Source organism: Endozoicomonas arenosclerae (assembly GCF_001562015.1).
In the GTDB taxonomy this organism is placed as follows: domain Bacteria; phylum Pseudomonadota; class Gammaproteobacteria; order Pseudomonadales; family Endozoicomonadaceae; genus Endozoicomonas_A; species Endozoicomonas_A arenosclerae.
Window position 1 is genome coordinate 69,071 of sequence record NZ_LASA01000066.1, and the last position, 26,015, is coordinate 95,085.

22 protein-coding genes and 7 tRNA genes are annotated in these 26,015 nt (G+C 48.1%); 15 read left to right on the forward strand and 14 right to left on the reverse strand.

The genetic code is table 11. The features are described from left to right. Positions 1-26: 26 nt before the first annotated feature. The 8 genes from pyrI to nrdA form a co-directional block, all read right to left on the reverse strand. The gene (pyrI, locus tag WG89_RS09860) at positions 27-482 is read right to left on the reverse strand and encodes an aspartate carbamoyltransferase regulatory subunit (RefSeq protein ID WP_062265056.1); all 456 of its coding nucleotides are present in this window, start codon (positions 480-482) and stop codon (positions 27-29) included. Positions 483-495: 13 nt separating this feature from the next. Next, entirely contained in the window at positions 496-1,416 is a 921-nt protein-coding gene (gene pyrB / locus WG89_RS09865) for an aspartate carbamoyltransferase (RefSeq protein ID WP_062264961.1), read from the reverse strand. 360 nt (positions 1,417-1,776) lie between these two features. Further along, complete coding sequence (gene budA, locus WG89_RS09870) at positions 1,777-2,559, reverse strand: acetolactate decarboxylase (protein WP_079253758.1); 783 nt, start codon at positions 2,557-2,559, stop codon at positions 1,777-1,779. A gap of 91 nt (positions 2,560-2,650) precedes the next feature. After that, entirely contained in the window at positions 2,651-4,462 is a 1,812-nt protein-coding gene (locus tag WG89_RS09875; protein WP_062264966.1) for an extracellular solute-binding protein, read from the reverse strand. Between the two features lie 99 nt (positions 4,463-4,561). Continuing rightward, positions 4,562-5,878, reverse strand: coding sequence for an alpha/beta hydrolase family protein (locus WG89_RS09880; protein ID WP_062264969.1), 1,317 nt, complete (start codon positions 5,876-5,878; stop codon positions 4,562-4,564). A gap of 252 nt (positions 5,879-6,130) precedes the next feature. Next, complete coding sequence (gene yfaE, locus WG89_RS09885; protein WP_062264972.1) at positions 6,131-6,412, reverse strand: class I ribonucleotide reductase maintenance protein YfaE; 282 nt, start codon at positions 6,410-6,412, stop codon at positions 6,131-6,133. 72 nt (positions 6,413-6,484) lie between these two features. Further along, positions 6,485-7,615, reverse strand: a complete 1,131-nt coding sequence (gene nrdB / locus WG89_RS09890) for a class Ia ribonucleoside-diphosphate reductase subunit beta (protein ID WP_062264975.1) — start codon at positions 7,613-7,615, stop codon at positions 6,485-6,487. Between the two features lie 99 nt (positions 7,616-7,714). Further along, positions 7,715-9,985, reverse strand: a complete 2,271-nt coding sequence (nrdA, locus tag WG89_RS09895; RefSeq protein WP_062264978.1) for a class 1a ribonucleoside-diphosphate reductase subunit alpha — start codon at positions 9,983-9,985, stop codon at positions 7,715-7,717. A 907-nt stretch (positions 9,986-10,892) separates the two neighbouring features. Here nrdA and WG89_RS09900 point away from each other — a divergent pair. Continuing rightward, complete coding sequence (locus tag WG89_RS09900; protein WP_079253759.1) at positions 10,893-11,612, forward strand: winged helix-turn-helix domain-containing protein; 720 nt, start codon at positions 10,893-10,895, stop codon at positions 11,610-11,612. A gap of 47 nt (positions 11,613-11,659) precedes the next feature. Further along, positions 11,660-13,249 carry an ATP-binding protein gene (locus WG89_RS09905; protein ID WP_062264981.1) on the forward strand — a complete coding sequence of 530 codons (1,590 nt, stop codon included), beginning with the start codon at positions 11,660-11,662 and terminating at the stop codon, positions 13,247-13,249. A 53-nt stretch (positions 13,250-13,302) separates the two neighbouring features. On the opposite strand, the gene WG89_RS09910 is transcribed toward WG89_RS09905, so the two are convergent. Next, complete coding sequence (locus WG89_RS09910) at positions 13,303-14,256, reverse strand: LysR family transcriptional regulator (RefSeq protein ID WP_245662893.1); 954 nt, start codon at positions 14,254-14,256, stop codon at positions 13,303-13,305. A gap of 250 nt (positions 14,257-14,506) precedes the next feature. Here WG89_RS09910 and metE point away from each other — a divergent pair, with 250 nt between their 5' ends. Further along, on the forward strand, positions 14,507-16,792 hold the full coding sequence (gene metE, locus WG89_RS09915) for a 5-methyltetrahydropteroyltriglutamate--homocysteine S-methyltransferase (protein ID WP_062264984.1): 2,286 nt from the start codon (positions 14,507-14,509) through the stop codon (positions 16,790-16,792). Here the strand turns inward: metE and WG89_RS09920 are convergent. Together WG89_RS09920 and WG89_RS09925 are read right to left on the reverse strand one after the other, a co-directional pair. Beyond that, positions 16,773-17,204 carry a hypothetical protein gene (locus WG89_RS09920; protein ID WP_062264987.1) on the reverse strand — a complete coding sequence of 144 codons (432 nt, stop codon included), beginning with the start codon at positions 17,202-17,204 and terminating at the stop codon, positions 16,773-16,775. The genes metE and WG89_RS09920 overlap by 20 nt on opposite strands. Positions 17,205-17,231: 27 nt before the next feature. Then, positions 17,232-18,119, reverse strand: a complete 888-nt coding sequence (locus WG89_RS09925) for a hypothetical protein (protein ID WP_062264990.1) — start codon at positions 18,117-18,119, stop codon at positions 17,232-17,234. A 142-nt stretch (positions 18,120-18,261) separates the two neighbouring features. Between WG89_RS09925 and WG89_RS09930 the strand changes: the two genes are divergently transcribed. The 3 genes from WG89_RS09930 to grxD all read left to right on the forward strand — a co-directional run bounded on the left by WG89_RS09930 (position 18,262) and on the right by grxD (position 20,840). Beyond that, complete coding sequence (locus tag WG89_RS09930) at positions 18,262-19,539, forward strand: pyridoxal phosphate-dependent aminotransferase (RefSeq protein WP_062264993.1); 1,278 nt, start codon at positions 18,262-18,264, stop codon at positions 19,537-19,539. Positions 19,540-19,541: 2 nt separating this feature from the next. Further along, positions 19,542-20,360 carry a M48 family metallopeptidase gene (locus WG89_RS09935; protein WP_062264995.1) on the forward strand — a complete coding sequence of 273 codons (819 nt, stop codon included), beginning with the start codon at positions 19,542-19,544 and terminating at the stop codon, positions 20,358-20,360. 147 nt (positions 20,361-20,507) lie between these two features. Beyond that, positions 20,508-20,840, forward strand: a complete 333-nt coding sequence (gene grxD / locus WG89_RS09940) for a Grx4 family monothiol glutaredoxin (protein WP_062264998.1) — start codon at positions 20,508-20,510, stop codon at positions 20,838-20,840. 42 nt (positions 20,841-20,882) lie between these two features. Here grxD and bfr read toward each other — a convergent pair whose 3' ends face one another. Further along, positions 20,883-21,356 (reverse strand): bacterioferritin, encoded by a 474-nt coding sequence (gene bfr, locus WG89_RS09945; RefSeq protein WP_062265001.1) that lies wholly within the window; start codon positions 21,354-21,356, stop codon positions 20,883-20,885. 381 nt (positions 21,357-21,737) lie between these two features. On the opposite strand from bfr, the gene WG89_RS09950 reads away from it, so the two are divergent. The 9 genes from WG89_RS09950 (at position 21,738) to WG89_RS09990 (ending at position 24,192) form a co-directional block, all read left to right on the forward strand. Then, on the forward strand, positions 21,738-22,340 hold the full coding sequence (locus WG89_RS09950; RefSeq protein ID WP_062265004.1) for a peroxiredoxin: 603 nt from the start codon (positions 21,738-21,740) through the stop codon (positions 22,338-22,340). A gap of 189 nt (positions 22,341-22,529) precedes the next feature. Further along, positions 22,530-23,096 (forward strand): DUF922 domain-containing Zn-dependent protease, encoded by a 567-nt coding sequence (locus tag WG89_RS09955; protein ID WP_062265007.1) that lies wholly within the window; start codon positions 22,530-22,532, stop codon positions 23,094-23,096. 309 nt (positions 23,097-23,405) lie between these two features. Further along, positions 23,406-23,481 (forward strand) — tRNA-Asn (locus WG89_RS09960). A gap of 69 nt (positions 23,482-23,550) precedes the next feature. After that, positions 23,551-23,626, forward strand: a tRNA-Lys gene (locus WG89_RS09965). A 6-nt stretch (positions 23,627-23,632) separates the two neighbouring features. Further along, positions 23,633-23,708, forward strand: a tRNA-Asn gene (locus WG89_RS09970). Positions 23,709-23,765: 57 nt separating this feature from the next. Further along, a tRNA-Lys gene (locus WG89_RS09975) sits at positions 23,766-23,841 on the forward strand. 7 nt (positions 23,842-23,848) lie between these two features. Then, a tRNA-Asn gene (locus WG89_RS09980) sits at positions 23,849-23,924 on the forward strand. Between the two features lie 57 nt (positions 23,925-23,981). Then, positions 23,982-24,057 (forward strand) — tRNA-Lys (locus tag WG89_RS09985). Between the two features lie 59 nt (positions 24,058-24,116). Then, positions 24,117-24,192: transfer RNA gene (locus WG89_RS09990), tRNA-Lys, on the forward strand. A 107-nt stretch (positions 24,193-24,299) separates the two neighbouring features. Here the strand turns inward: WG89_RS09990 and WG89_RS09995 are convergent. Together WG89_RS09995 and WG89_RS10000 are read right to left on the reverse strand one after the other, a co-directional pair. Beyond that, positions 24,300-25,619, reverse strand: coding sequence for an NAD(P)/FAD-dependent oxidoreductase (locus tag WG89_RS09995; protein WP_172806768.1), 1,320 nt, complete (start codon positions 25,617-25,619; stop codon positions 24,300-24,302). Between the two features lie 125 nt (positions 25,620-25,744). Continuing rightward, a complete protein-coding gene (locus WG89_RS10000; protein WP_062265009.1) occupies positions 25,745-25,930 on the reverse strand; it encodes a DUF3094 family protein in 186 nt (61 codons plus the stop codon). Positions 25,931-26,015 lie beyond the last annotated feature (85 nt).

Sequence of the window (26,015 nt, forward strand, 5' to 3'; positions counted from 1 at the left end):
GCATGGCTGGCCAGAAACGCTATCTCTCAGAGTTCAGAAACAATGTCCTTGCTGAATGACTTCTCACAGTAGTGACACTTCAGACGAATATCGTCTTCTTTTTCCTTCAGGTAAAAGTAACTGCTCACAGGTTCATTGTGTGAAATGCAGTTGGAGTTAGGGCAGGGGAAAGCCCCTCTGAGTATTTCAGGTACGGTCATGTTGAACTTGTCGACCACACTGTATTCGTCAATAACGTTGATCGTGGCACCCTGGGCAAATAAGGCCAGCTGGTTGGCTTCCTGCTCAGTAAACTTCAGGTCCGTAACCTTGATTATGTCTTTACGGCCTTGAGCCTTGCTGGGCAGGTTGAAGCCTACTGTGATACTGACGTCGGAATCCAGCAGGTGCAGTCGATCCAGAATCTTTACACCCTGGCCGGCCGGGATATGGTCAATGACAGTGCCTTTGCGGATGGCTTCGACCTGGAGTTTGTTCGTCATTGTCTTTTCTCCCTCAGATGCTTTCATTCAATACCAGTGCCAGAAGTGCCTGACGGGCATAGACGCCATTCTCAGCCTGTTGGAAATAGTAGGCATGAGGGGTGTGGTCAACGGCTACGTCAATTTCATCGACACGGGGCAGAGGGTGCAGAATTTTCAGGTTTTCCCTGGCTTCTTTCAGACTTTCAAGACCCAGAATGTATCTGGAAGCCATGTGCATGTACTCAGTTTCATCAAAGCGCTCTTTTTGCACCCGGGTCATATAGATGATGTCTGATTCTGGTACGACTTCTTCAATGGTTTCTGAATGTTGGTATTCAATACCTTTTTCATCCAGTTCTTCCAGAAGGTAGTCGGGCATTGAAAGGGCGTCTGGGGCGATAAAGTTAAACTTTGCTCCAAACAGGGACATAGCCTGTACCAGTGAGTGCACTGTTCTTCCGTATTTCAGATCACCCACAAATGTGATCGTCAGGTTCTCGAGAGTACCCTGACATTCCTTAATACTGAACAGGTCGAGCAAAGTTTGTGTGGGATGCTGATTGGCACCATCGCCACCATTGATGACCGGCACATCGGAGAATTCAGAGGCCAACCGGGCGGCACCTTCCTGAGGGTGACGCATGACAAAAGCGTCGGTGTAAGAACTGATGATTTTGACTGAGTCTGCCAGAGTCTCACCCTTTTTGGCCGATGTATTGCTGCTGTCTGAGAAGCCGATCAGTGTGCCTCCGAGCCTTTGTACGGCTGTTTCAAATGACAGGCGGGTTCGAGTAGAGGCTTCAAAGAAGCAGCTTGCAATCACTTTGCCTTTCAACAGATCAGGACGGGGCGTGGTTTTGAGCTGGGCGGCCGTCTCCAGAATCAGTTCAAGGTCTGAACGATTCAGGTCTGCTATGGAAATGATGTCCCTCAGATAGAGCTGGTTATCCATCAAGAGTTACCTGTTCCTGAGTAATGGTGGTGGAGTTTCAAAGACAAAAAAAAGCCCCTGATCAAGGGGCTTTTTTGAAAAAACGGATCACGGCTGGCGCCAGCAGGCACCCTGATCAGGCAGGTATCAATGTCAAAACAGCCAGTCTCAGATGTCATTCGCGTGTGTCCGGCATTTACAGCTGTTAAGAACTGCTCAAGTAAGCAGGTCAAAGCTGTAAGAGTAAATAGCTTATGCCTAAGTTAATGAAGCCTGTGCCCAGAGGCAAGTCTCCGTAGGCAAATTGCCGGGTATTCTACCGATGCCAAATCCCAAATCAAGGGCTTCTTGGTACTGCATTACGGATTGATCAGGGCTTGTTCATTTGCTGTTGCTGGTTTCTGCTTTTTTAAGCATTGATTTATTGTCAAAGTTCAACTCTTGATTGGCAAAGGCCTCGTCATCGGGCAGTAGCATTTTAAACTGGGGCAGGTTATCAATCTCTATTTTGCCTTTGCTGGTTTGAAGAGAGAGAAGGTGACCACCGAATTTACGGTTGGCGTCTATGAAGTGGAAGTGATAGCCCGGAATATTGAGATTACCCATGTAGTCAGGGAATCGGTAACCTATCAGAGTTCCCTGAAGATTTTTATAGTGGAAGTAGACTTGATCTGTAGCATTCACTTCAGCCAGCTTTCGGTAAGGCTTTTTCTGGGCTGGAATGCTTCTTACGGTTAGCTTTTTGAAGGTTCCGTCGATTCGTATGGCCTGTATGTGGTTCTTTCGAGTGATGAGACTGTCCAGGTATTGGCCAAGCCCTCCCAGATCCAGATTTTCTTTCATGGGTTGGCTTAGCTCAGAAGTGAACTGATTAACGACAGCAAAAGGGGTTTTCATATCAGGTGATGCCAAATGAGCCTTGCCGTCAGCATTGATCTGGTAGAACAGGCCATCCACAGCAATCAGTTCTCCATCCAGCTTGTCAAAGGTTCCCAGCCCAAAATTACCTTTCCGTGCCAGCTTCTGAAGAGGGAAGTGTCCGTCATAGTTGCCATCCAGCAGGCTGTTGATGGTGGAGTACTGAAACAGTTGTTGTCGCTCCTGGCCCATGGCTGCAAGAGGAAGTATGCAAAGGCTCAAAAGCCAGAAAGGTAGGTTTTTCATTGCGGCCCAACATCACTTTTTATTGTTACAACGCAGGAAATATAGCATCGGGTTCAGGTGTCTGTGGCCGCAATGGAAGCAATGTGTGAATTTAGGGGGGATTGGTTTTTTCCGGCTTGTACCACCAGTTATTCAGGTCCAGCCAGTAAAGGTTCTCTTGTGGCAGGTGTTCGAGGTGGTGCCAGTAAGCCAGATGAGTTTTTTGAGTGTGCCATTTGGGAATGACGTAGTGACCCCACATCAGAACCCTATCCAGAGCATTGATGACCGGTGTCAACTTCTCATAGTTATCTGCCTTGGCCGCCTCAGCCAATAAGTAGTCAACGACAGGACTGTTGACGCCGACAATATTGCCACTTTGCTTTTCCATCATGACCTTGCTGCTCCACATGTGGTAGAGCTCGGTTCCCGGGTAGGTGGACTGCCAGAAATACCAGTCCACAAGATCGAAGTCGTACTCCCTGACCTTTTTTCGGAACAGACTTTTATCCAGAGCTTGTATCTTCAAATCGATTCCAAGATCGGAGAGTGTTTTCTTATAAGACAGCAAGAGCCTTTCCTGCTTGGGGTCATCAGTGATCAGAGTCAGGGTGAGTGGCTTTCCTGACGCCATTTCAACCATTCGGCTATTTTCCAGTCGGTATCCAGCCTCCTTGAACAGGGCTAAAGCCTGGCGAATATTGATGCGGTTTTTTCCACTTCCGTCAGATATGGGCAGAGCAACAGGTTGTTGAAAGAGCTCATTGGGCAGCTGATCCCGAAAGGGGGTCAGTAATTCAAGCTCTTTACCTTCGGGTATGCCTTTGGCTGCGAGAGGCGTGTTCGAGAAAAAGCTTTTTGTGCGTTGAAAATCGGAGTTCAGTAGTTTTCTGTTTATCCATTCAAAATCGAAAGCCACGATCAGAGCCTGGCGAAGAGCCCGATTCTTGAGTTTGCCCCGGCGAAGGTTAAAGGCAATAGCACTCATGCCTGAGGGGTAGAGCAGTTCAATGTCTTCTTTTAAGACTTTGCCCTCTTTAACTGCGGGAAAGTTAAACGACTGATGCCATCGAGTAGTATCTCCCTCCTGATGGACATCGTAAAGACCTGCTCTGAAGCCCTCGATAACCGCCTGGCGGTCCCGATAATAATCGATCCGAATCTCATCGAAGTTATATCGGCCTTTTTGAGAAGGCAGGTCTATTGCCCAGTAATCTTTGACTCGCTCAAAAGTGATGCTTTGACCCACCTTAAGGCTTTTGACCTTGAGTGGGCCGCTGCTGATGGGGGGGCTCAGGTCTTTATCCTGAAAGTTTCTGTTCTGCCAATAGTGTTGAGGAATAATTCTCAGGTAACTGACCAGGGCCACCTGCTTTTTACTGGGTTTGTCGAGGTAAAAAACGACTCGGTAAGGCGATGTTTTTTCTACCCGGGTCACATCCTTGTAGAGGTTTTTCAGAAAGGGCGAGCCGGACTTTTTAAACAGCTCAAAGGTAAAAACAACATCATTTGAACGTACTGGCTTGCCGTCGCTGAAACGGGCCGCTGGATTGAGGTGGAAAGCCACCCAGCTGTAATCGTCGGGGTATTCTATGGCTTCTGCCAATAATGGATAAAGAGAATGAGGCTCATCGGCTGATCGAGTCATCAGCGAGGCGTATGAGTAATAGAGAAAGTCAGGGGCTGAGCCTTTGCTGTTGAAAGGGTTCAATGTATCGAATGAACCTGTCCTGGCCAGCTTAAGGAGACCACCTTTTGGGGCTTCAGGGTTAGCGTATGCAAAGTGAGTAAAGTTGTCAGGGTACTTATTTTCGCCAATGAGCGTAAAAGATTTTTCTATATGGACTTCAGCCCAGGCAAACAATGGGGTAACAAAACAGAACCAGATAGGAATACTTTTTATCATTCTGATCATTATATCCATTGCCACTTTCAGGCCACCCTGCCTGCAGGCTCTTTCAGGGTGAAGATGTATTGTTTATTCATGGTGTTCGAGGATGAGGGCTGCAGGGGGAAATATAGCTTACCCTTCCTGCTTCTTCGGCTTTAGTGGGGGGAGGTCCAGTTTCATATGCGCTTCGATAGCGTTGAGCAATCCCGTTGCTGCGTGTCTGGACCAGAACTGTCCTATCCCGTGCAATGATTTTTCAGAAGCCGGCGCAGGGATTTCAAGACCTTCAACAGGCATGCTGCCCTGTGCATAAAGGTAGTGGAAAGGACCTTGTATAAAGTACCCCTGAGTCGTGTCATTGAGAAGTTCACCTTCCAGGTAAGCATGGGTGATCAGTTCTTCCGGCTTCAGGTCCGGCTCTTCATTCTGGACTTGCCAGTAAATCGCGGAGTTCAATGCAAGGCTGTTGAATACCACTGCCTTGAGTCGGGTTTTGAAAGAGACATACTGCGCAATAGCGCCACCCAGTGAAGTACCGGTCAACTCAATATCGTACTGCCTGTCTTTGTACTCATCGTAGAGGTCAATGGTCAGCTCCAGAGCTTTGCGCAGCATGGGGACTTCATAAGGAGAGTAATCTCTGCCTGTAATGAATCCGGTCAGGTAAGAGGTCGCTTGAGCCAGATAGCCATAGCCATAGCCACCGTGTGTCCAGGCTGCATTCATCATTGAGTTAGCATTGTCAAACTCGGTGCCGGTAAAGGCTATTAGTATCTTTTTCTGAGAGGTGTGAATGAAGACCCTGGCTTTCAAACCAGAGTCTTTCTTGTCATAAACACGGTTAGCTTCATTTTTTGTTTCAAACAGCCCCTGTTGTAGCCATTTTTCAGGCACGTCTTCTTTTTCAGCATTGCGATAGTGAATTTGGGTAAGGCGATCTTCCAGAGCTTCTTTTACACCTGCAGAATCGCTGTGAGCTTTATAGCGATAGGATAGATAGCTGGCGAATGCATAGGGATAAAGTGTTTCCAGTTGATGCTTGAATTTGATCTGAGCAGCCATTCTGGCCACTTCTTCTTCCATAAATCGAACATTATCACGATACCATTGCTCAACTTTTGCTCTCTCTGTGGGAGAGTTGATGTATTGATGGATGGGATCGGAGGCCGGAATTTTATCGACATTCAGTTTCTCCGGATCAAAAGGACCCAGGTAAGGGATACTGTCAGCTGAGCGAGGCAGTTTGAGATTAAGTACAGACAGGGGATCGTTGGGCTTGAGAAGTCCGCGGGCCATTATGTCAGCCTGAAAGCCCTGAAGTATGTTACCCATAGGCAGACTTTCGCCCAGGGCAAAAGCTTGCTGGCTGATACCAGATACTGTCAGTGCGCCAACCATCAGGATGGTTCCTATAAGGCGCTTATATGATGGTACGGATTTTCCTCTCATGGTACGACTCCTCCCTGAGTACATGTCCATGAAACATTTTGCTTCAGCGTTTCTTATTTCTAAGAGCCGCGCAAGATGCCTTCTTCTCTATAGGCCTTTGCCATGTATAAATGTTGGACAGAGCTGGAAGGTCTTAGTTCATTGGGGGAGCAGTTTGATTGTTGATAAGGAAGGGATCTTTTATTGTTTTTATTTATATTAGACGAAAGTTTAAGCTGATTTAGGAATTAAAGACGGGAGGTGATCACCGCCTTACTGCTCTTTTTTGATATGGCAGCCACCGGGTATTTCAATGGTCAGATCACTCTTTGCATGGCAGCAGCAGGGCAGGATTTTTCCATCCGGAACAAAAGCGATGGGTTCAGCAAAATACTCTACTTCGCCAGCCACCAGTTGCACCTGACAGCTACCACAAAAGCCCTCACGGCATTGGTATTCAATATCGACATTCTGTGACTCAAGCGCTTCCAGAAGGTTGAGCTCGCTTCTGGGAATAAAGCTGAAGCCTTCCATAATCTTGACGATGTTGGCCATGAGGATCTCCTGATAAAGCGATGGTCAGCCAAAAGCTAACCATCACCCAAGCCTGTAACTACAGAAATACGATTACAGCGAGAAGTTACTGAAGTCGTCAGTTTGGACTTCGTTGTCAATTTGTCCTACCAGATAGGAACTGACTTCCACTTCCTGGGGGGCTACCTGAACATGATCGCTGTTTAACCAGCTGTTCATCCAGGGCAGAGGATTCTGTCGGGAAGGGAACGCAGGCTCAAAGTTCAGAGCGGTCATTCTCTGATTGGTAATGTACTCAACGTACTGGCTCAGAATATCTTTGTTGAGACCAATCATGGAGCCATCCTGGAACAGGTATTCAGCCCACTCTTTTTCCTGCTCTGCCGCTGCGATAAAGATTTCTCTGGCTTCTGCGTGGAGTTCGTTGGCAATCTCAGCCATTTCCGGATCATCTTTACCTTCGGCCATGATTTGCAGCATATGCTGGGTGCCGGTCAGGTGAAGAGCTTCGTCACGGGCAATCAGCTTGATGATCTTGGCATTGCCTTCCATGGTGGAGCGTTCGGCAAAGGCAAAGCTGCAGGCAAAGCTGACGTAGAAGCGGATGGCTTCCAACACGTTAACGGATACCAGGGTCAGGTACAGTTTGCGCTTGAGGTCCTTGATGGACACGTGCACGGTTTCGCCATTGATCTGATGTGCACCTTCACCCAGCAGATTGTACTGGTTAATGCCTTCAATCAAATCGTCGTAATAACGGGTAATGTCTGATGCACGGTTAACGATAGCTTCGTTGTTTACGATGTCATCAAATACCACAGAAGGCTCTGTGATGATATTGCGAATAATGTGCGTGTAAGAGCGGGAGTGAATGGTCTCACTGAAGGCCCAGGTTTCAATCCAGGTTTCCAGCTCGGGCAGGGAAACGATGGGCAGCAGGGCTACATTGGGAGAACGCCCCTGAACAGAGTCCAGCAGGGTCTGATATTTGAGGTTGCTCAGGAAAATGTGCTTTTCATGTTCTGGCAGGTGCGCGAAATCGCTGCGATCGGTGGATAAGTCCACCTCTTCAGGGCGCCAGAAGAATGAGAGCTGTTTTTCAATCAGCTTTTCAAAGATAGGATGTTTCTGGACGTCGTAACGGGAGACGTTAACACTGCGTCCGAAAAACATCGGTTCCTGAGTGGCATTGAACTGTTCTGGGTTGAAAGTCGAGTAGCTCATGTTTTCTCTGCTTCAGGGCCGGATAAGCCGGCCTCGCTCAGTTGCTGTTAACTCTGGTTTAAGTGGGACATCAATACGATGTCCCGGTTCCGACTTCCGTCAAATTTTGCAGGCGCCGCCTGCACATCCGTCATCAGCCTCTTCGTGGCTGTCTGACGCTCCATCACGGGTATTGTGATAGTAAAGGGTCTTAACGCCCAGCTTGTAGGCTGTCAGCAGATCCTTCAGGAGCAATTTCATCGGTACCTTGCCGCCTTCGAAGCGGGCTGGGTCGTAATTGGTGTTAGCCGAGATGGTCTGGTCCACAAACTTCTGCATGATGGCAACCAGTTGCAGGTAACCATCGTTACTGGTGATATCCCACAGCAGCTCATAGTTGTGACGGAGCTCTTCGAAGTCAGGGACAACCTGTTTCAGGATGCCGTCCTTACTGGCCTTGACGCTGACAAAGCCGCGTGGAGGCTCAATACCGTTGGTGGCGTTACTGATTTGTGATGATGTCTCGGAAGGCATCAGGGCAGTCAGGGTAGAGTTACGCAGACCGTGTTCCTTGATCTCACTGCGCAGGCCTTCCCAATCCAGGTGCAGTTCTTCAGAGCAAACTTCATCCAGATCCTTCTTGTAGGTGTCTACAGGGAGGATGCCTTGAGAATAAGTGGTCTCATGGAACTTGGTGCAGGTGCCTTTCTCTTTAGCCAGCTGGTTGGAAGCTTTCAGCAGGTTGTACTGAATGGCTTCAAAGGTTTTGTGAGTCAGGCCATTGGCAGAACCGTCGGAATAACGAACGCCGTGTTTGGCCAGGTAGTTGGCAAAGTTGATAACGCCGATACCCAGAGGACGGCGGGCCATGGTGGCATTGTAAGCGGCTGGCAGCGGGTAGTCCTGATAGTCCAGCAGGCTGTCCAGAGCGCGAACCAGAAGGTTACTCATCTCTTCCAGTTCGTCCAGGCTGTCCAGTTTGCCCAGGTTAAAGGCAGCCAGAGTACACAGTGCTATCTCACCTTCCTCATCCAGAACGTGCTGCAGAGGCTTGGTGGGCAGTGCGATTTCCAGGCAAAGGTTGCTCTGGCGCACTGGTGCTACAGTCGGGTCGAACGGGCTGTGAGTATTACAGTGGTCAACGTTCTGCAGATAGATACGACCAGTGCTGGCACGCTCGGAAGCAAACAGGGAGAACAGTTCTACCGCTTTCAGGGTCTTCTTGCGGATATTCGGATCCTGTTCGTACTTGGCGTACAGTTCTTCAAACTTTTCCTGATCTTCGAAGAAAGCGTCATACAGTCCCGGTACATCAATAGGTGAGAACAGGGAGATGTTGCCACCAGTAATCAGGCGCTGATACATCAGACGGTTGAACTGAACACCGTAGTCCAGGTGACGGACACGGTTTTCTTCTACACCCCGGTTGTTTTTCAACACCAGCAGGTTTTCAACTTCGTAATGCCAGATTGGGTAGAACAGTGTGGCGGCACCGCCACGAACACCACCCTGAGAGCAGGATTTAACCGCTGTCTGGAAGTGCTTGTAGAACGGGATACAACCAGTGTGGAAGGCTTCACCGTTACGGATTGGGCTGCCAATGGCACGAATGCGACCCGCGTTGATGCCAATGCCTGCACGTTGTGAAACATATTTCACAATGGCACTGGAGGTGGCGTTGATGGAATCCAGTGAGTCGCCGCACTCAATCAGTACGCAGGAGCTGAACTGACGGGTAGGTGTACGAACACCCGCCATAATCGGAGTTGGCAGAGACAGCTTGAAAGTAGAAACAGCATTATAGAAACGCTGGATATAATCCAGGCGGGTTTCTTTCGGGTAGCTGGCGAACAGGCAGGCACCGATCAGAATGTACAGCATCTGTGGGCTTTCGTAGTATTCACCGGTAACCCGGTTCTGTACCAGGTATTTGCCTTCCAGCTGTTTGACCGCAGCGTAACTGAAGTTCATGTCGCGCTGGTGGTCGATGAAGCCATTCATGGTGTCGAACTCAGCTTCTGTATAGTCGTGCAGAAGGTGAGCGTCATACTTCTTCATTTCAGCCAGTTTGACGACATGGTCGTGGAGTCTGGGTGGCTCAAACTGGCCATAAGCTTTTTTACGCAAATGGAAAATGGCCAGACGGGCTGCCAGATACTGGTAGTCCGGGGCTTGTTCAGAAATCAGGTCGGCCGCTGATTTGATCAGGGTCTCGTGAATATCCGTGGTCTGTATACCATCGTAGAACTGTATGTGTGATTTGAGTTCAACTTCGGAAACGGAAACGTTGTTCAGTCCTTCAGCAGCCCAGGTGATGACCTTATGGATCTTCTCCAGATCCAGCTGCTCCTTGTCTCCGTCGCGCTTGGTGACCAGGATGTCTTTGTTCATTAAAAGCCCTTACCAGTAAAAAAACTAAAACTCAAGATATTGTGTTTTTATGTTTCGGCCACTACTAAATGCCAGCCCCTGTCTTGGGTGCAGGAGATGTGCAGCAGAGGGTAAAGCCGAGAGAAATCCGCAGGTAACTGATCCCGCAGTAAAACTGTCTCGAAGAGGTGTGTTCAGGAATGTGATGCCTTCCTGAGTGACCTGTCAGCCTTTCTTCCCTGATACTGCATCGCTGATGCCACAAATCCCTTTCGTTAGCGACTTCTTGATACTACTTGTTGAGGTCGGCACAAGATGTTGTGTGATGACCTTATATATACACAAGATAATGCGCTATTGGCAGAAATTCAAGTTGGCAGTTCAGTGGAAAAATTGTGTATAACTTGTGAATTTTTCAAAGTGTTAGTACTTGCAAACGTCCTGACTGCTTTTACTGACACGGCTTTCAGTATTGAACAGTTCTGCCGATGCAGGCCAGACTCTCTATATAATAAAAAGTCATAAATAAGTATAAATCAATAAGAAAAAGTCAGTCTGCGGAAAGACGCACCGAAATGGTGTAAAACACAACATATAGTGTTTTACAAATGACTGGTTTTAGTGCAGGCAAAGAGCGTTTTGGGGAATTTCTGGGTCATATAGGGACTCTAACGCAATGCTGTAGTAGTATCCGTTACCGTGAGGCTGATAAACGCAGAGCGTTTACTAGGAGGCTGACCGAGAATAGACAGTTCGGCCTAAAGCCCAGAAAGAACGGCCATCTTTTCCACTTAATTTGTTTAAATAGGTCAACTATTCGCACAAATTAAGTGAAAAAGCTGGCTCGTCCTACTGAACTTTATGCTCGAACGCTATTCTCGGTCAGCCTCCAGGCCTCTCAAGTCTTCAATTTATATTCATTGGAAGTTTGGCTGTGGAGAATTCAGAAACAGGTCGAATCCTGATTGTTGAGGACGATGAACGGCTGGCCACACTCACCCGGGACTACCTCGAGAACAATGGACTCTCGGTCTCTATAGAAGGTGATGGTGGTAAAGCGGTTGATCGTATTCTTGAAGAGCGTCCCGATCTGGTAGTGCTGGATCTGATGCTGCCAGGAGAAGATGGAGTTTCCATTTGTCGTCGTGTTCGCGGGCAGTATGCCGGACAAATTCTGATGCTGACCGCCAGAGCAGATGACCTGGATGAAGTGTTGGGGCTGGAAATGGGGGCTGATGACTATGTCGCCAAACCTGTACGTCCACGGGTTTTGCTGGCAAGGATTCGTGCACTGTTACGCAGAAACCAGGGCCCGTTGGAAGAGCAGGAAGAAGAAAGCAGCAGCCGTCTGACCTTTGGTCCGCTGGTTGTGGATAACTCCATGCGTGAAGCCTGGTTGAACGAGGTCAGCGTTGAGCTGACCAGTGCCGAGTTTGATCTGTTATGGTTGCTTTGCTCCAATGCTGGTCGGGTCTTGAGTAGAGAAGAGATTTTCTCTCAGCTCCGTGGTATTGAGTACGATGGGCAGGATCGCTCCATCGATGTCCGGGTCTCCCGCATCCGACCCAAGATCGGTGATGATCCCATGCATCCTCGTCTGATCAAGACTGTTCGCAGTAAAGGTTACCTCTTTGTTAAAAGTGAATAACAGCCTTGAGCTAATAAACCGCTTTGAGCTTATTTAAGTAGGTATTCGTGAGTAGTATTTTCTTACGTATATACGGCGGGCTCCTGTTTACCCTGGTGCTCGTCGCTGTTCTCTCTGGCATCTCTGTTACGTTAATCAATGGGCTCAGGCAGGCTGACTATCGTGAGGATATGGTCAGGGGGACTTTTCGTCTTGTTGCTGAGACGGTTCAAGAACTTCCTGAAGCTGAGCGAACATCCTGGTTACAAAACTGGGGTGAACGTCTGGCCATTCCCTTTGAGTTGATCAGTCAGGAAGACTCAGGGCTGGACAAGGACCAGCTGAAATCGCTGGGTTCCAACGGTATCAAGGTCAGGATGCTGGATCAGAGTCGAGCTTTGGTGATGACTCCCGTTGAGAATGACCTGCTGCTTGAAGGAGTAGTGTCTTCTAGCTCGGAACAGACGGCCAGTGGCACTCTGAGTCTTCTGAAGTCAAAACTGATGCGTTTTCCCGAGGATCAGAGAGCACAAAAGCTGGAAGCTCTGTCGGTTAATACCTTCAGTTATCCTGTTCACCTGATCGAGCCTTCCCAGACACGACTGTTACCTGTTCAGCAGGAACAGCTTCGTAAAGGCAGCATGATGATGTTGCTGGATGATGAAGCGCAAACAGTTTCTATCTACACCAGTCTGCCTGATGATTCACGGCTGATCAGGATGGGCCCTCTGGGTCTGTTGAATCCATATCCTTTCAAGTTGATGCTGACCATAGGGTTGTTTGTACTCACTTCATTGAGTCTTGCAATTTATATCCTGGTCAGAGGTATGGAAAAGCGTCTTCGAAAACTGGAAAGGGCCGCGACTCGATTCAGTCGGGGTGACTTTGATGTTCGAGTCTCTTTGCATGGGGCGGATTCCATTGGTCGACTTGCCCAGGCCTTTAATGCCATGGCAGGGCATATCCAGAGGTTGCTAAGCCTGCAGAAGGAGATGATTCGTGGTGTTTCCCACGAGTTGAGAACACCTGTTGCAAGGCTAAGGTTTGGCCTGGACCTGGTGGCGGATGCGGAAACCCGTGAAGAGCGGGATCATCAGCTGGAAGGCATGGATACGGATATTCAGGAGCTGGACAATCTGGTGGATGAGATTCTGACCTATGCCAACCTGGAGCAGGGTGCTCCCGAGATTCGTTTCAAGCGACACGATGTGGATAAAGTAATTGGTCAGGTGGTCGGTGAGCACAAGCGATTGCAAGATCGTGTAGCCATTGAGCATGTTCCCTGCAATATTCTTGATCCTCGTCGTTTTGCCGATGTTGATCGTCGCTATATGCACAGGGCTATCCAGAATCTGGTGGGTAATGCCTGCCGTTATGCTGACAGCAAGCTGGAAGTCAGATTCTCTGCAACACAAGATACCTGTCGTGTGGATGTGGATGATGATGGCCCTGGTATTCCGGAAGATCAGTGGGACAGAGTTTTCTCGGCCTTCTCAAGGTTGGACGACAGCCGCACAAGAAAGTCTGGTGGCTATGGTCTTGGTCTCTCTATCGTCAGGCGCATTATGTACTGGCATAACGGTAGGGCAATGGTGAGTCACAGTCCTTTGGGTGGTGCTCGCTTTAGTCTTGTCTGGCCTCGCAAGCAAAGGCGTTAAAACAAAGGAAGGCTTCGGGTAAATACACCAGCCTTCCTTTTCCTCATTCCAATCTACTCCGATATCGCAGGAAGAATGCCGGTCAGTGTTTTAAAACAGGTCTCTCTGGCGGTTTCCAGAAACTCAGCAATATAGGGTTGTTCTTTTTGTTCAACCCTTATACCGGCATAAAGTGTTGACCATAGCCCTTCGCTGCCCAGTTTTCTGGCTGCAACGTGATCTTTTTCCAGGTATTCAGCCAGAGCCCAGTTGGGCAGAGCGCAAACCCCCCTCTGACTGGCAACCAGTTGCAGCATCATCAAAGTTAACTCAACGGTTCTGACCTGGGCCGGTTCAATACCTTCCGGATCAAGAAAGCGGTTAAAAATATCCAGACGATCATGGTCAATGGGATAAATGATCAGGGTTTCTTCATCAAGATCCGTGGGTTCAACAAACTCCTTGTCCAGCAATGGATGTCTTCTGGACAATGCCAGCAACATCTCATAACGAAACAGAGGGATATACGTCAGACCGGGAATATCCAGGGGGTCAGATGTGACGACCAGATCCAGTTCTCCTCTGGACAGGGCGGGCAGGGGAGCGAAGTTGAAGCCGGTAGCAAAATCCATTTCCACCTCTGGCCATTGTTGACGATAGGCGTCAATGGTAGGCATCAACCACTGATAGCAGCTGTGACATTCTATGGCGATATTCAGTCGTCCAGATTCGCCTCCTGCCAGTCTGAATAAGTCCTGTTCAGCATGTCTTATCTGAGGCAGTAACTCATCAGCTAACTGAAGCACCCGCAAGCCTGCGGAAGTGAAACGGGGCGGGCGGGTTTTACGAATAAAAAGCTCCATGCCAATCCGGGACTCAAGCTCCTTAATCTGGTGAGACAGGGCTGACTGGGTCAGATGCAAACTTCTTGCTGCTTCCACCAGGCTGCCTGTCTGCTTGAGGGCATGCAGGGTTTTCAGGTGTCTCAGCTCCAGTCCAATATTGATCGTCATGGTCTTAATAGTCATATAAGGGTTGTTTTTTCATTAAATTATCAATTTTATTCACTTTAATCATTATTAAAATGAGTTTGATTCAATGTGTTTCGTGAACCACACTGATAATCCATGAGCAGCCGGAGGTGAAGGCGTTTCTTTCGCAACGGCCATTATTTCACAGTCACTTCAGCAATGAGCGTCAGGAAGCAGTTCCAGCGCCATAGGTGACGCACTATTTTTCGCAAAATAAGTAAGAGTGGACGCTCTGGGGAATCAGGTTATGGCAATCTCGCACAGTGGTGGCTTTCCGCGTATCGGTGCCAATCGTGAGCTAAAAAAAGCACAGGAAGCCTACTGGAAAGGTGAGTTGGGTAAAGAAGCGCTTTTGGACGAAGGTAAACGACTGAGGCTTAAGCACTGGAATCTGCAAAAAGAGGCCGGTCTGGATTTGATTCCGGTGGGTGATTTTGCCTGGTACGACCAGATGTTGAATCACTCTCTCATGCTGGGAGCAGTACCTGCCCGTTTTGGTGCTGACTCAGATTGCGAAGATATAGATACCCTTTTTCGTATGGCCCGTGGCAGAGCTCCAAGCGGAAAGCCTGCTGCAGCCTGTGAAATGACCAAATGGTTCGACACCAACTACCACTATATCGTACCTGAATTCCACGAAGGGCAATCATTCAAGCTGTCCTCAAACGAGATTATTCGTGAAACCAAAGAGGCTCTGGACGCTGGATTCAAGGTAAAACCCACTCTGATTGGACCACTGACCTGGCTATGGCTGGGTAAAGTGAAAGGTGAGCACTTTGATCGGCTGGAACTGCTGGATGATGTAATAGAAGTCTATGGACAAGTGTTGAGTCAGCTGTCCAAACTCGGAGTGGAGTGGGTTCAGATTGATGAGCCGATTCTGGTGCTGGATCTGCCAACTGAATGGCATCAAGCCTTTGAGTCCACTTACAACAGGCTTCAGGGCAAGGATCTGAAAATTCTGTTAGCTACCTACTTTGGTGGTTTAAATGGCACAACCACGACAGTGGTCAATCTGCCTGTTGAAGGATTACATATTGATCTGGTGCGTGGTGCTGACCAGCTCACAGGTATTCTGGATCGGCTGCCGTCTTATAAAGTGCTTTCTGCAGGTGTAGTTAACGGAAGAAACATATGGCGAGCGGATATTTCTTCTATGGTGGGTCAGTTACAGGGAGCCAGTGAGCGTTTGGGTGATCGTCTCTGGGTAGCTCCCAGTTGCTCTTTGCTGCACTCTCCCGTTGATCTTGAGAGCGAGACAGAGCTGGACGATGAATTAAAGTCCTGGTTTGCCTTCGCTGTTCAGAAATGCCAGGAAGTATCAGTGATTGCTCATCTTCTCTCAGGAGATCAAAGCTCAGAGGTAAAAGCAGCTCTGGCGGCTTCTGACCTGGCTGTTCAGACACGCAGCCAGTCTTCAAGAATTCACAATAAGGCGGTTCAGGATCGAGTGGCGGGTATTTCAGAAGGCGATGACCAACGTAACCTGCCTTATGGTGAGAGAGCGACTGTCCAGGCTTCCAGACTGAAGCTGCCTTTATTTCCGACAACGACCATTGGTTCCTTCCCCCAAACGATGGATATCAGAAAGCAGCGTCGTTTATATAGGAAAGGTGAGCTGAGCGAAGTGGCTTATGTTGAAGCCATGCAGAAGGAAATTCGCGACACTGTTGCCAGGCAAGAGGCACTTGGACTCGACGTTCTGGTTCATGGTGAGGCGGAACGTAATGATATGGTTGAGTATTTTGGCGAACAGCTGGATGGTTTTGCCTTTACCAGCAATGGCTGGGTTCAGAGTTATGGCAGTCGCTGTGTAAAGCCTCCCATTATTATTGGTGATGTTTCCCGGCCGGAACCCATGACTGTTGACTGGAGTCGTTTTGCTCAGGATCAGACCCGTAAATGGATGAAGGGGATGCTGACCGGACCTGTGACCATTCTCTGCTGGTCTTTCCCCAGAGAAGATGTGGATCGAAGTGTTTCCTGCTTACAGCTTGCTCTGGCTCTGAGAGATGAGGTCGTGGATCTGGAAAAAGCCGGTATTGGTATTATCCAGATTGATGAACCTGCCATTCGTGAAGGTTTGCCTCTGCGAAAAGAGAACTGGCCTGCTTATCTTGGGTGGGCGGTGAAAAGTTTCAGAATTGCGGCCAGTGGTGTGAAGGATGATACCCAGATTCATACTCACATGTGCTACAGCGAGTTCAATGACATTATTGAGTACATTGCTGCTATGGATGCAGATGTCATTACCATTGAAACATCCAGGTCGGATATGGAGCTTCTGGATGCTTTTGAACAGTTTGAGTATCCCAATGAGATTGGCCCGGGAGTTTACGATATACACTCTCCCAATGTGCCGGAATCAGTCTGGATGAAGCAGCTGATGAAAAAAGCCGCTGAGAAAATTCCTGCTCAACGGTTGTGGGTGAACCCTGATTGCGGCCTTAAAACCCGAGACTGGCCAGAAGTTGAAGCCGCTTTGGGTAATATGGTTCAGGTAGCCACTGAACTCAGGGAAGAGTTGGCTTAACAGGTGTCGCTTTGACCTTGACCTCAATCATGGGCACCTTTGGGGGGAAGATGGCAGAAGCCTCTTCCCCTTCATAGGTTAAAAAGGAAGGGGCTGTCACTTCGGTGTTAACGCTGGTAAATATTTCAACTGTTCCTTCCTGCTCTCCTGCTTTAAGAAAATAGAACACCTTGTAAAGCTGGCTTTTTTCCGAATCTTCAAAGTAGAGAGTGGCTCTCTGACCTGCAGCAAGTTGAGCGGTTTGAGGTTCAAGAGGACGCTCGTCAATGATCAGGTTGGCATCGAGCTGGTATTGGGGTTGAAGCAATTCTTTCTTTTGGTTGAAGTGAGTACACCCTGATAGCAGCAGTATAAAGGATGTGATCAGGAAAGAAGCCTGCCATGATGAGGAGTGAGTGTTTTTATTCAACATCAATTTAAAGATCCTTCAGTTCTGGCTTTATCCCTGAGCCACTACTCGTGTTACATCTCCAAGACCTAAAGATAGATGCTTCAGAGAGCCTGAGCCAGGTGAGTTGAGTGGGATTTCGACCTTGGCCTTCATTGAAGTTTTGCAATGTATTTCAGCTCTGTCACTGGTTAAAACATCCATCAATTGGAACGAGTCAGCATGAACCAGGATATGGGCTTCGACATAATTATTTTTGCAAATAAAGGTGGTGGTGACCTTGGCACTCTTTGGAAATATCGGGATGACATCTTCGCCCAATAAGTCCTGGAGGTGGGCATGTAACAGGCTGTGGAGGGAGTTAGAGGCTGTCTGGGTGCAAAGTTCTGTCATCTGACATTTTACTAGTGGCAAATCTTTTGTCGGGTATTGTTCCAGGCAGCGATCCAGTATCTGGTTGACATCACCTGTATCAATGAATGACTGATCAGGCAGTACAGCGTTTAATGAAAAGTGTCTGTTGCGGTCTTTGTCTGTCAAATAGCCTTTTGACTCGTTTCGTGTTGATTTAGGGGAGAGTTCAGCGGGTCGGGTCAGTTTCCGGGCAATAAAATTCCACTCCTCAGACAGCTTGGGATCTCCCTCTGAGACCTCTCTTGACTGGCTCAGAGAGGGAAGCTTTTTGGCGAGGGCCTGCATACTGGTAGGTAACTGGCCGGAGAAGCAATCGGTAGTTGCTTGGGAAATTTGATAATCGGGCAGCTGTTTGCCGTTTTCCTGCTTGAGAGGAGGAGTCGAGTAGTCAACCCAGTCATAAATAGATTTGGAAATACTTTTGCCCCAGGACCAGATGCCTTTGCTCTGATTCTCTTTAGGCTCGGGTTTACTGTTATTGGGGGAGTTAGGTTTGGGGGTGTTTCCCGGTCCCTGGATGCTCATGACTCATTCCCTGATTTGGCTTTTATCTCAGTATAGAGGCCACTCTATACAGGGCACCTGAAGTAATGTCAGATTAACCATTTACCTTCCTGATCAGTCGGTCAATAATCAGAGAACATCAGCCAAGGAAAGCGGTGCCATCATGTTCGAATTAGACCAGTTGAGTCCTTCAGTTCGTTCTCTCAAACCCTCTGCAACACTTAAAATCAATGAGGAAAGTAACCAGCTGATTGCTCAGGGAAAGTCTGTTATCAAACTGGGTCTGGGGCAGTCACCTTTTCCTGTTCCGGAAGTCGTCGTGGAGTCTCTTCAGGCGGCGGCCCGAGAGAAAGATTACCTGCCCGTTAAAGGTTTACAGTCACTTCGAGCGACAGTTGCTGATTATTACAAAAGGCAAACCGGTCTGGGATATACATCCGACAGTGTTCTGATAGGTCCTGGTTCAAAAGAGTTACTGTTCAATCTGCAGATGGCCTGTCAGTCGGATCTTTTGATACCGACGCCTTCCTGGGTTTCTTATGCTCCTCAGGCCCACCTGCTTGGACGTAAGGTGTCTTATTTGCAGGTGTCTGCTGAAAACCGCTGGCAGGTTCAACCTGAACAGCTGGATCAATACTGTCAGGAAAATCCAGCCAGAACACGGTTACTGATTCTGAATTACCCCTCCAACCCCACCGGTTGCAGTTATGATGTTGGCAGCCTGAAGGCATTGGCTGAGGTGGCTCGTAGACACAAACTGATCATTGTTGCGGATGAAATTTATGCTGAAACTACTTTTTCCGGTGAGTTTCATTCTCTGGCAGAGTTCTACCCTGAAGGTACTGTCATCAGCAGTGGTTTGAGTAAGTGGTGCGGAGCGGGCGGCTGGCGGCTGGGGCTGATGGCTTTTCCCGAGGAATTAAGGCCTTTGCAGGATGCCATGGCAGTGATAGCCAGCGAAACATTCACGTCTATCAGTGCGCCTACACAATACGCGGCCATTACCGCTTTTACGCCTTCCTCTGCTATTGATGCTTATCTTGATGCGAGCAGGAAGGTGTTGAAAGAGATTGCCGGTTATATGGTGTCTCGTCTTCGCAATTGCCAGCTGGAAATGGAAGCGCCGGAAGGGGGGTTCTATCTTTTCGTGAACTTCCAGAAGTGGCGAGATGCTCTGGCTCACAAAGGAATAGAGAGTGATGAAGCATTGTGTCAGCGCATTCTGGATGAAGCCGGTGTGGCCATGTTGCCAGGCTCGGATTTTGGCATGAGGCCTGAGCAGTTATATACTCGCATAGCTTATGTGGACTTTGACGGTAGCCAGGCACTTTCTGCTGCAGGCACCGGAATAACAGAAAACTTTATGGAAGAGTATTGCCCCAGGTTGGTTAAGGCCTGTGATGCACTGAGCCAGTGGCTGGGGGATAGAGAAGAAGTATAAAAATGAAAAAATGGCTTAAATCTTTCTCAGGAATTGTTGTTTTATCCCTGTCGCTTACGGGTTGTCAGTCAGTGTCTACTACCTCTGGTGGTGCTCTGGGCGTTGATCGAGAACAGCGTATGTTCACCATGTTGTCAGAAGATCAGGTGAATACCATGGCGGCAGAGGCTTACCTGCAGGCCCTTAGTGAAGGGCGTAAAGCTGAGTTGCTGAATCAGGACCGTGCTGAAGTTCAAAGACTGCGGGAAATTGCTGACCGCTTGATAGGTCAGGTTGGGATCTATCGGCAGGATGCTGTGAGTTGGCAATGGGAAGTCAATTTGCTGAAAGACGAACAGTTAAATGCCTATTGTATGCCGGGCGGCAAGATCATGTTTTATTCGGGAATTCTGAATAAGCTCAAACTGACCGATGATGAAGTGGCCGCTATTATGGGTCATGAAATGGCTCACGCGTTGCGGGAGCATGGCCGTGAAGCTATGTCTCAAGCCTATGCGGTTCAGCTGGGGAAGGATGCTATTCAGGTCTTGTTGGGCGTTAATACGTATGGTCTGGCCGATACGGTAGCCAACTATGCCCTGACTCTCCCAAACAGTCGTACCAATGAAGCTGAAGCGGATCTGATTGGTCTGGAATTGATGGCCCGTGCTGGCTATAACCCTAAAGCAGCAGTGAGTCTCTGGGAGAAAATGTCTCAGGAAGGGGGGAATAATGTACCTGAGTTTATGAGTACACACCCTTCCCATGAAACCCGAATCTCAGGGCTGCAGGCCAATGTTGCTAAGGTAGACCCCTTATACCAGGCAGCGCTTAAACAGTAGTTGTCGGATTGGACTTCGGTATAACCAATGGTGTTAGTCAGGTATTTTCTTTAGAATGCGTTGCCAGTGCCAGCAGCTTACTTAAGTGACAGAGCGTTCTTAAGGTATTAAGGCTTGTTGATTCCATTACGGTGATGAGGTGACTTCATGGATATCATGGATCAAATTAAAGAGCAGATTGAAACGCATGACATCCTGCTCTATATGAAAGGCTCCCCTAAACTGCCTCAGTGTGGTTTTTCTTCCAAGGCTGTTCAGGTTCTGATGGCTTGTGGTGAACAGTTTGCCTACGTGGATATTCTGGCGAATCCGGAAATCCGTGCCAACCTGCCAAAATATGCGAACTGGCCAACCTTTCCACAGCTGTGGATCAAGGGTGAGCTGGTGGGTGGCAGTGATATCCTGATCGAAATGTACAACAGCGGCGACCTGCAGAAAATGATCAAGGTTGCAGCTGGTAAAGAGGAAGGTGCTGAGTAATCTCAGTCATCTTTCAGATGTGGAGGAAGCAATCCTCCACATCTAGTCTTCCTCGCTCTGAGAGAGCAGGTAATTCTCCATCCCCATGGTTTTGATCCGGTTTAAATGGATCTCCAGACTGTCCATGTGTTCTTCCTCTGCCGCCAGAATCTTCTCCAGTAACTGACGTGATCCATAATCCCCTGCCTTTTCACAGGCATCGATGGCTTCTTTCAAGGGGGGGATGGCTTTTAATTCCTGTTGCAGGTCAGCTTCCAGAATACCTTTTACATCGCCGGCAATAATAGGCTTTTGCATGTATTTGAAGTCAGGCATGCCTTCCAGAAAAAGAATACGTTCAATCAGCCAGTCGGCGTGCCACATTTCATCAATGGACTCCTTATAAATGTACTGGCCGAGTTTGTTGACTCCCCAGTTCTTCAGCATGCGTGCATGCAGAAAGTACTGATTTATGGCGGTCAACTCATTCATAAGTACTTTATTAAGGTGGTCCAGAACACCTTTGTCGCCTTGCATAGTATGGGCTCCATACAGTCATGAGCGAAAAAAACCATTTCATCCTGTGCGAATGAGGGCATGGTTTTCACGATAAAACCAAGGGTTATCAAAGTATGGAGTTATACTGGATTCTGTCAAAGGTAACTTATTGAAATACAATGAGAATATGTCTTATTTGTATTAGCGCCCGGCAGTCTCGGAAGATCCTCAGAATTAATGGTTTGGTAGTTGTTGATAGATTTTATCTATCAGTTGAGAGAGAAAAATTATAGATATTTGTGCCGGGGTTTGTAGGCTATGGCCGTTATCGGGTGTATCATGATGTCGCTTAAATGATTGCGATCAGTGCAATGACTGCATGATCGTAACGATACATACTAAACCTTGGAGATTAAATTCATGGGCGTACTGGTTGGCAAGAAAGCTCCTGACTTTACTGTTCCTGCCGTCCTGGGCAATGGCGAGATTGTTGAAGAGTTTACCCTGTCCGAGGCGATTCGTGGCAAGTACGGTATTCTGTTCTTCTACCCACTGGACTTCACATTCGTTTGTCCTTCCGAGCTGATCGCTCTGGATCACCGCATCGAAGCGTTCAAAGAGCGTAATACTGAAGTGATCGGTGTTTCCATCGACTCTCACTTCTCTCACAATGCATGGCGTAACACCCCTGTTAGCGAAGGTGGCATCGGTCCTGTTAAGTACACTCTGGCTGCTGACATGGCTCACGACATCTGCAAGTCTTACGACGTTGAGTCCGAAGGCGGTGTAGCTTTCCGTGGTGCTTTCCTGATCGATAAAGACGGTGTTGTTCGCTCCCAGATCGTTAATGACCTGCCTCTGGGTCGTAACATGGATGAGCTGGTTCGTCTGGTTGACGCGCTGCAGTTCCACGAAGAGCACGGCGAAGTTTGCCCGGCTGGCTGGAACAAAGGTGACAAAGGTATGGACGCATCACCTGCAGGTGTTGCCAAGTACCTGTCTGAGAGTGCTGAAGGCCTGTAATATCTGCCTTCATCATTTGATGATTGAAAAAGCTGCCTTATGGCAGCTTTTTCTGTTTCTGGGGTGTGTAATAACAAAAGTTTACGTCTATCAAACAAGGCTGTCTAAGCGGGCTCGGTATAGCTGTGACATAATATAGTTCCTGTCGATAATCGAAGAACAAAAAGAACAATACAGTCAGGTAATCCCATGCACAGAATCACGCATTTCCTGTTTTTTCTTTTGCTACCCACGGCAACCCTTGCCGTCCCCGTGGTTGAAACAAGTACCGAGTACTATGAGGTACAAGGCTCATCTCCCTATGAACTGAGGCAGCAACTGAATGAAAGAAGTCCGGTCATTGATGACGGTGAACGATTTGATGCTTCTACAAAATGGGATGTGCGTTGGCACTTCGAATGGGCAGAGGCAAACAATCAATGCCGGATTAAAGCAGTAACGAGTCGACTCGAAGTTAAATTTACTCTGCCTGAATGGATCAACCGGGATTCCGCCAGGAAACGACTCAGGGAAAAGTGGGACCGTTATTTCACTGCTCTTCAGGAGCATGAAAGTGGTCATAAGGCGTTTGGCTTTGAGGCCGCCACTGAGATTGAGCAGGCTATTGCCAGTATGAAGCCAGAAACTTCCTGTCAGAAACTGGAGAAGAAGGCTAATGAGTTGGGTGACAGCATTATTAATCAGTATGTCGAAAAAGAGATAAAGTACGATCGCATCACCCGCCACGGGCTGGATCAGGGGGCTTCTTTTCCATAGGGCTAGGAGCTTGTCGGACTTAAGCTTTCGAGCATGAATTTCAGTAGAGCGAGTCAGATTTTTCTATGGATTTATGCGAATAGTTGACCTATTTAAGTAAATGCATCGGAAAATCTGGCCGCTCTTTCTGGAATTCAGGCCGAAATTGTCTTGAGTCTGACAGGCTCCTACCTATGTCAGACTGCTATTTTGATGCTTTTTTTAGCAGCTTTTTTGAATAAAGCTCGGGAGAAGGACTTGACTCAGCCAGAAATCTCATTAATATTCGCTGCCGTCAGGTGATGACGCAAACGCATCGCCGACAACGATTCCCCGATAGCTCAGTTGGTAGAGCAAATGACTGTTAATCATTGGGTCGCTGGTTCGAGTCCAGCTCGGGGAGCCAACTCTTCTTAATCACTTCCGATTATAAAGAGTTGAAAGTTTGTTAAACTGCGTGTTTAATAAACGGCTTGGGTCGTTAGCTCAGTTGGTAGAGCAGTTGGCTTTTAACCAATTGGTCGTAGGTTCGAATCCTACACGACCCACCATTTTATTCCTCGATAGCTCAGTTGGTAGAGCAAATGACTGTTAATCATTGGGTCGCTGGTTCGAGTCCAGCTCGAGGAGCCATTTTAAAGCTCTTAAAAAAGAGTTTGCTTTCTGGATTGCGTATTCAGTAGGCATTGTGGGTCGTTAGCTCAGTTGGTAGAGCAGTTGGCTTTTAACCAATTGGTCGTAGGTTCGAATCCTACACGACCCACCATCATTATTCCCCGATAGCTCAGTTGGTAGAGCAAATGACTGTTAATCATTGGGTCGCTGGTTCGAGTCCAGCTCGGGGAGCCATCTTCTGACTCTTAAGCAAGAGTCTGTTTTTTGAACTGCGCGTTCATAAAGCATTGTGGGTCGTTAGCTCAGTTGGTAGAGCAGTTGGCTTTTAACCAATTGGTCGTAGGTTCGAATCCTACACGACCCACCATTACAATTCAGTGTCTTGAAAAGCACAGCTTGATAAGATTGCGTATCTTATTAAGTGTTGGGTCGTTAGCTCAGTTGGTAGAGCAGTTGGCTTTTAACCAATTGGTCGTAGGTTCGAATCCTACACGACCCACCATTTCATAAAAAAGCCGGTTCATTGAACCGGCTTTTTTATTGGTGTGGAAAAAAAATCCCGAAAACAACTGAAATCATTTCCGGGATCTTTGAATCCTGCTGTGTTCGTTAATGCAGTTTCAAATGAGGTCGGGTGGTTTTACCGATAAAGTCTTTCAGAATCAGAGTTCCTGTTCGGAATCGACCAAACAAGGCTACCTGGTGCATTCGATAAAGGCTGATGTAAAACATTTTGGCCATCATCCCCTCCACCATCATCTCTCCACCGGTAATAGCGCCCATCAGGTTGCCTACAGCGCTGAAACGGCTCAGGGAAATCAGAGAGCCATAGTCCTTGTAGGTAAAGGTCAAGGGCTGCTGGTTGTCCAGAACATGACCCATCAGGCTCTTAGCGAGCATTTCCGCTTGCTGGTGGGCTGCCTGAGCTCTGGGGGGGATAGTGATCGGTTCGCCATTATTATCCTTTAGAGTGCAGCTGGCGCAGTCTCCCAGTGCATAGATGTGATCGTCCAGTGTTGTTTGCAATGTAGGCCTGACCAATAACTGGTTAATCCTGTTGGTTTCCAGCCCGGCAATATCTTTTAAAAATGCCGGGGCTTTAATACCGGCAGCCCAGATACTCAGATCGGAATCAATAAAGTCACCGCTTTTGGTGTTCAGACCTTTTTTGGTGATCTCACTGACCAGCTGGTTGGTTTGTATAACCACGCCCAGTTTTTGCAGCTGTTTATGCACGCTGCTACTGATCCGTATGGGCAGGGCAGGAAGTATACGATCACTGCCTTCAATAATGGTGATCTTGACCTTATTCGGTTGTATGGCATCAAGGCCGTATCGAGCGAGCTCGATGGCGGCATGATGGAGTTCTGCCGCTAGTTCTACACCCGTTGCTCCGGCTCCAATAATGGCGATGTTCAGCTCTGGGGAAGCTTCGTGGGAAGCCTGGGCATGAAGGTAGTGGTTCAGCAGAGTAGTGTGGACCCTCTCTGCCTGTTCCCGGTTATCGAGAAACAGGCAGTGGTCCACGGCTCCGGGAGTATTGAAGTCATTAGCGGTACTGCCCACACAGATCACCAGATCATCGTATTCGAGATTACGCTCAGGTACGACTTCTTCACCGGCATCATCAGTGATAGGAGCCAGCGTGATGGTTTTGTTGTCTCTATCCAGATCTGACATGCGTCCGGGGAGAAACTGGAAATGATTCCATTTGGCTTGGGCTAAATAGCTGAGTTCGTCTTCAAAAGCATTCAGAGAGCCCGCAGCTACTTCATGCAACAGGGGTTTCCAGAAATGGGTTTTTCGTGCATCAACCAGAGTGATATGAGCTTTCTTTTTCTTTCCCAGTTTTTTGCCCAGTTTGGTGGCGAGTCCAAGTCCACCGGCACCACCTCCGACAATAACTATCTTATGCAGCTGATCAGTCACTTTATTCTCTCTATTTTTATAAAGGAGTGTTCTGAATCAGTCTGGTAATACAATCATGTATTAACTTTTATTTTTTGGAGAGGGAAACTGATTGAGAACACACCCTTGGCTGTCTGATCACAGCTTCACCCAAGAATAAAGGTGCCAATTACACGGCTGAGAACACCCAGAATAACAATAATCACGGCCAGCCAGAGCATCAGCTTGAGAGGTCTGAAACTATTGCGTTCAGTTGCATTGGTTCCGGAACTGATAAAACGATCAACCTTGGCTTGATCTTCAGGGTAGAGACGGGTTTGAGTTTTCTCCATGCTGCCACTCCGTATCACTGTATAGCCTTTGGAATTTCTAGAGTATGCTCTTTAAACAGTGGATCTGCCAATAGTTAACCTGAAT

Bases quoted from the DNA above. Each gene is read 5' to 3' on its own strand.
- pyrI (WP_062265056.1), bottom strand. From the start codon at position 482: ATGACGAACAAACTCCAGGTCGAAGCCATCCGCAAAGGCACTGTCATT.
- pyrB (WP_062264961.1), bottom strand. From the start codon at position 1,416: ATGGATAACCAGCTCTATCTGAGGGACATCATTTCCATAGCAGACCTG.
- budA (WP_079253758.1), bottom strand. From the start codon at position 2,559: ATGAAAAACCTACCTTTCTGGCTTTTGAGCCTTTGCATACTTCCTCTT.
- WG89_RS09875 (WP_062264966.1), bottom strand. From the start codon at position 4,462: ATGGATATAATGATCAGAATGATAAAAAGTATTCCTATCTGGTTCTGT.
- WG89_RS09880 (WP_062264969.1), bottom strand. From the start codon at position 5,878: ATGAGAGGAAAATCCGTACCATCATATAAGCGCCTTATAGGAACCATC.
- yfaE (WP_062264972.1), bottom strand. From the start codon at position 6,412: ATGGCCAACATCGTCAAGATTATGGAAGGCTTCAGCTTTATTCCCAGA.
- nrdB (WP_062264975.1), bottom strand. From the start codon at position 7,615: ATGAGCTACTCGACTTTCAACCCAGAACAGTTCAATGCCACTCAGGAA.
- nrdA (WP_062264978.1), bottom strand. From the start codon at position 9,985: ATGAACAAAGACATCCTGGTCACCAAGCGCGACGGAGACAAGGAGCAG.
- WG89_RS09910 (WP_245662893.1), bottom strand. From the start codon at position 14,256: ATGACTATTAAGACCATGACGATCAATATTGGACTGGAGCTGAGACAC.
- metE (WP_062264984.1), top strand. From the start codon at position 14,507: ATGGCAATCTCGCACAGTGGTGGCTTTCCGCGTATCGGTGCCAATCGT.
- WG89_RS09920 (WP_062264987.1), bottom strand. From the start codon at position 17,204: ATGTTGAATAAAAACACTCACTCCTCATCATGGCAGGCTTCTTTCCTG.
- WG89_RS09925 (WP_062264990.1), bottom strand. From the start codon at position 18,119: ATGAGCATCCAGGGACCGGGAAACACCCCCAAACCTAACTCCCCCAAT.
- WG89_RS09930 (WP_062264993.1), top strand. From the start codon at position 18,262: ATGTTCGAATTAGACCAGTTGAGTCCTTCAGTTCGTTCTCTCAAACCC.
- WG89_RS09935 (WP_062264995.1), top strand. From the start codon at position 19,542: ATGAAAAAATGGCTTAAATCTTTCTCAGGAATTGTTGTTTTATCCCTG.
- grxD (WP_062264998.1), top strand. From the start codon at position 20,508: ATGGATATCATGGATCAAATTAAAGAGCAGATTGAAACGCATGACATC.
- bfr (WP_062265001.1), bottom strand. From the start codon at position 21,356: ATGCAAGGCGACAAAGGTGTTCTGGACCACCTTAATAAAGTACTTATG.
- WG89_RS09950 (WP_062265004.1), top strand. From the start codon at position 21,738: ATGGGCGTACTGGTTGGCAAGAAAGCTCCTGACTTTACTGTTCCTGCC.
- WG89_RS09955 (WP_062265007.1), top strand. From the start codon at position 22,530: ATGCACAGAATCACGCATTTCCTGTTTTTTCTTTTGCTACCCACGGCA.
- WG89_RS10000 (WP_062265009.1), bottom strand. From the start codon at position 25,930: ATGGAGAAAACTCAAACCCGTCTCTACCCTGAAGATCAAGCCAAGGTT.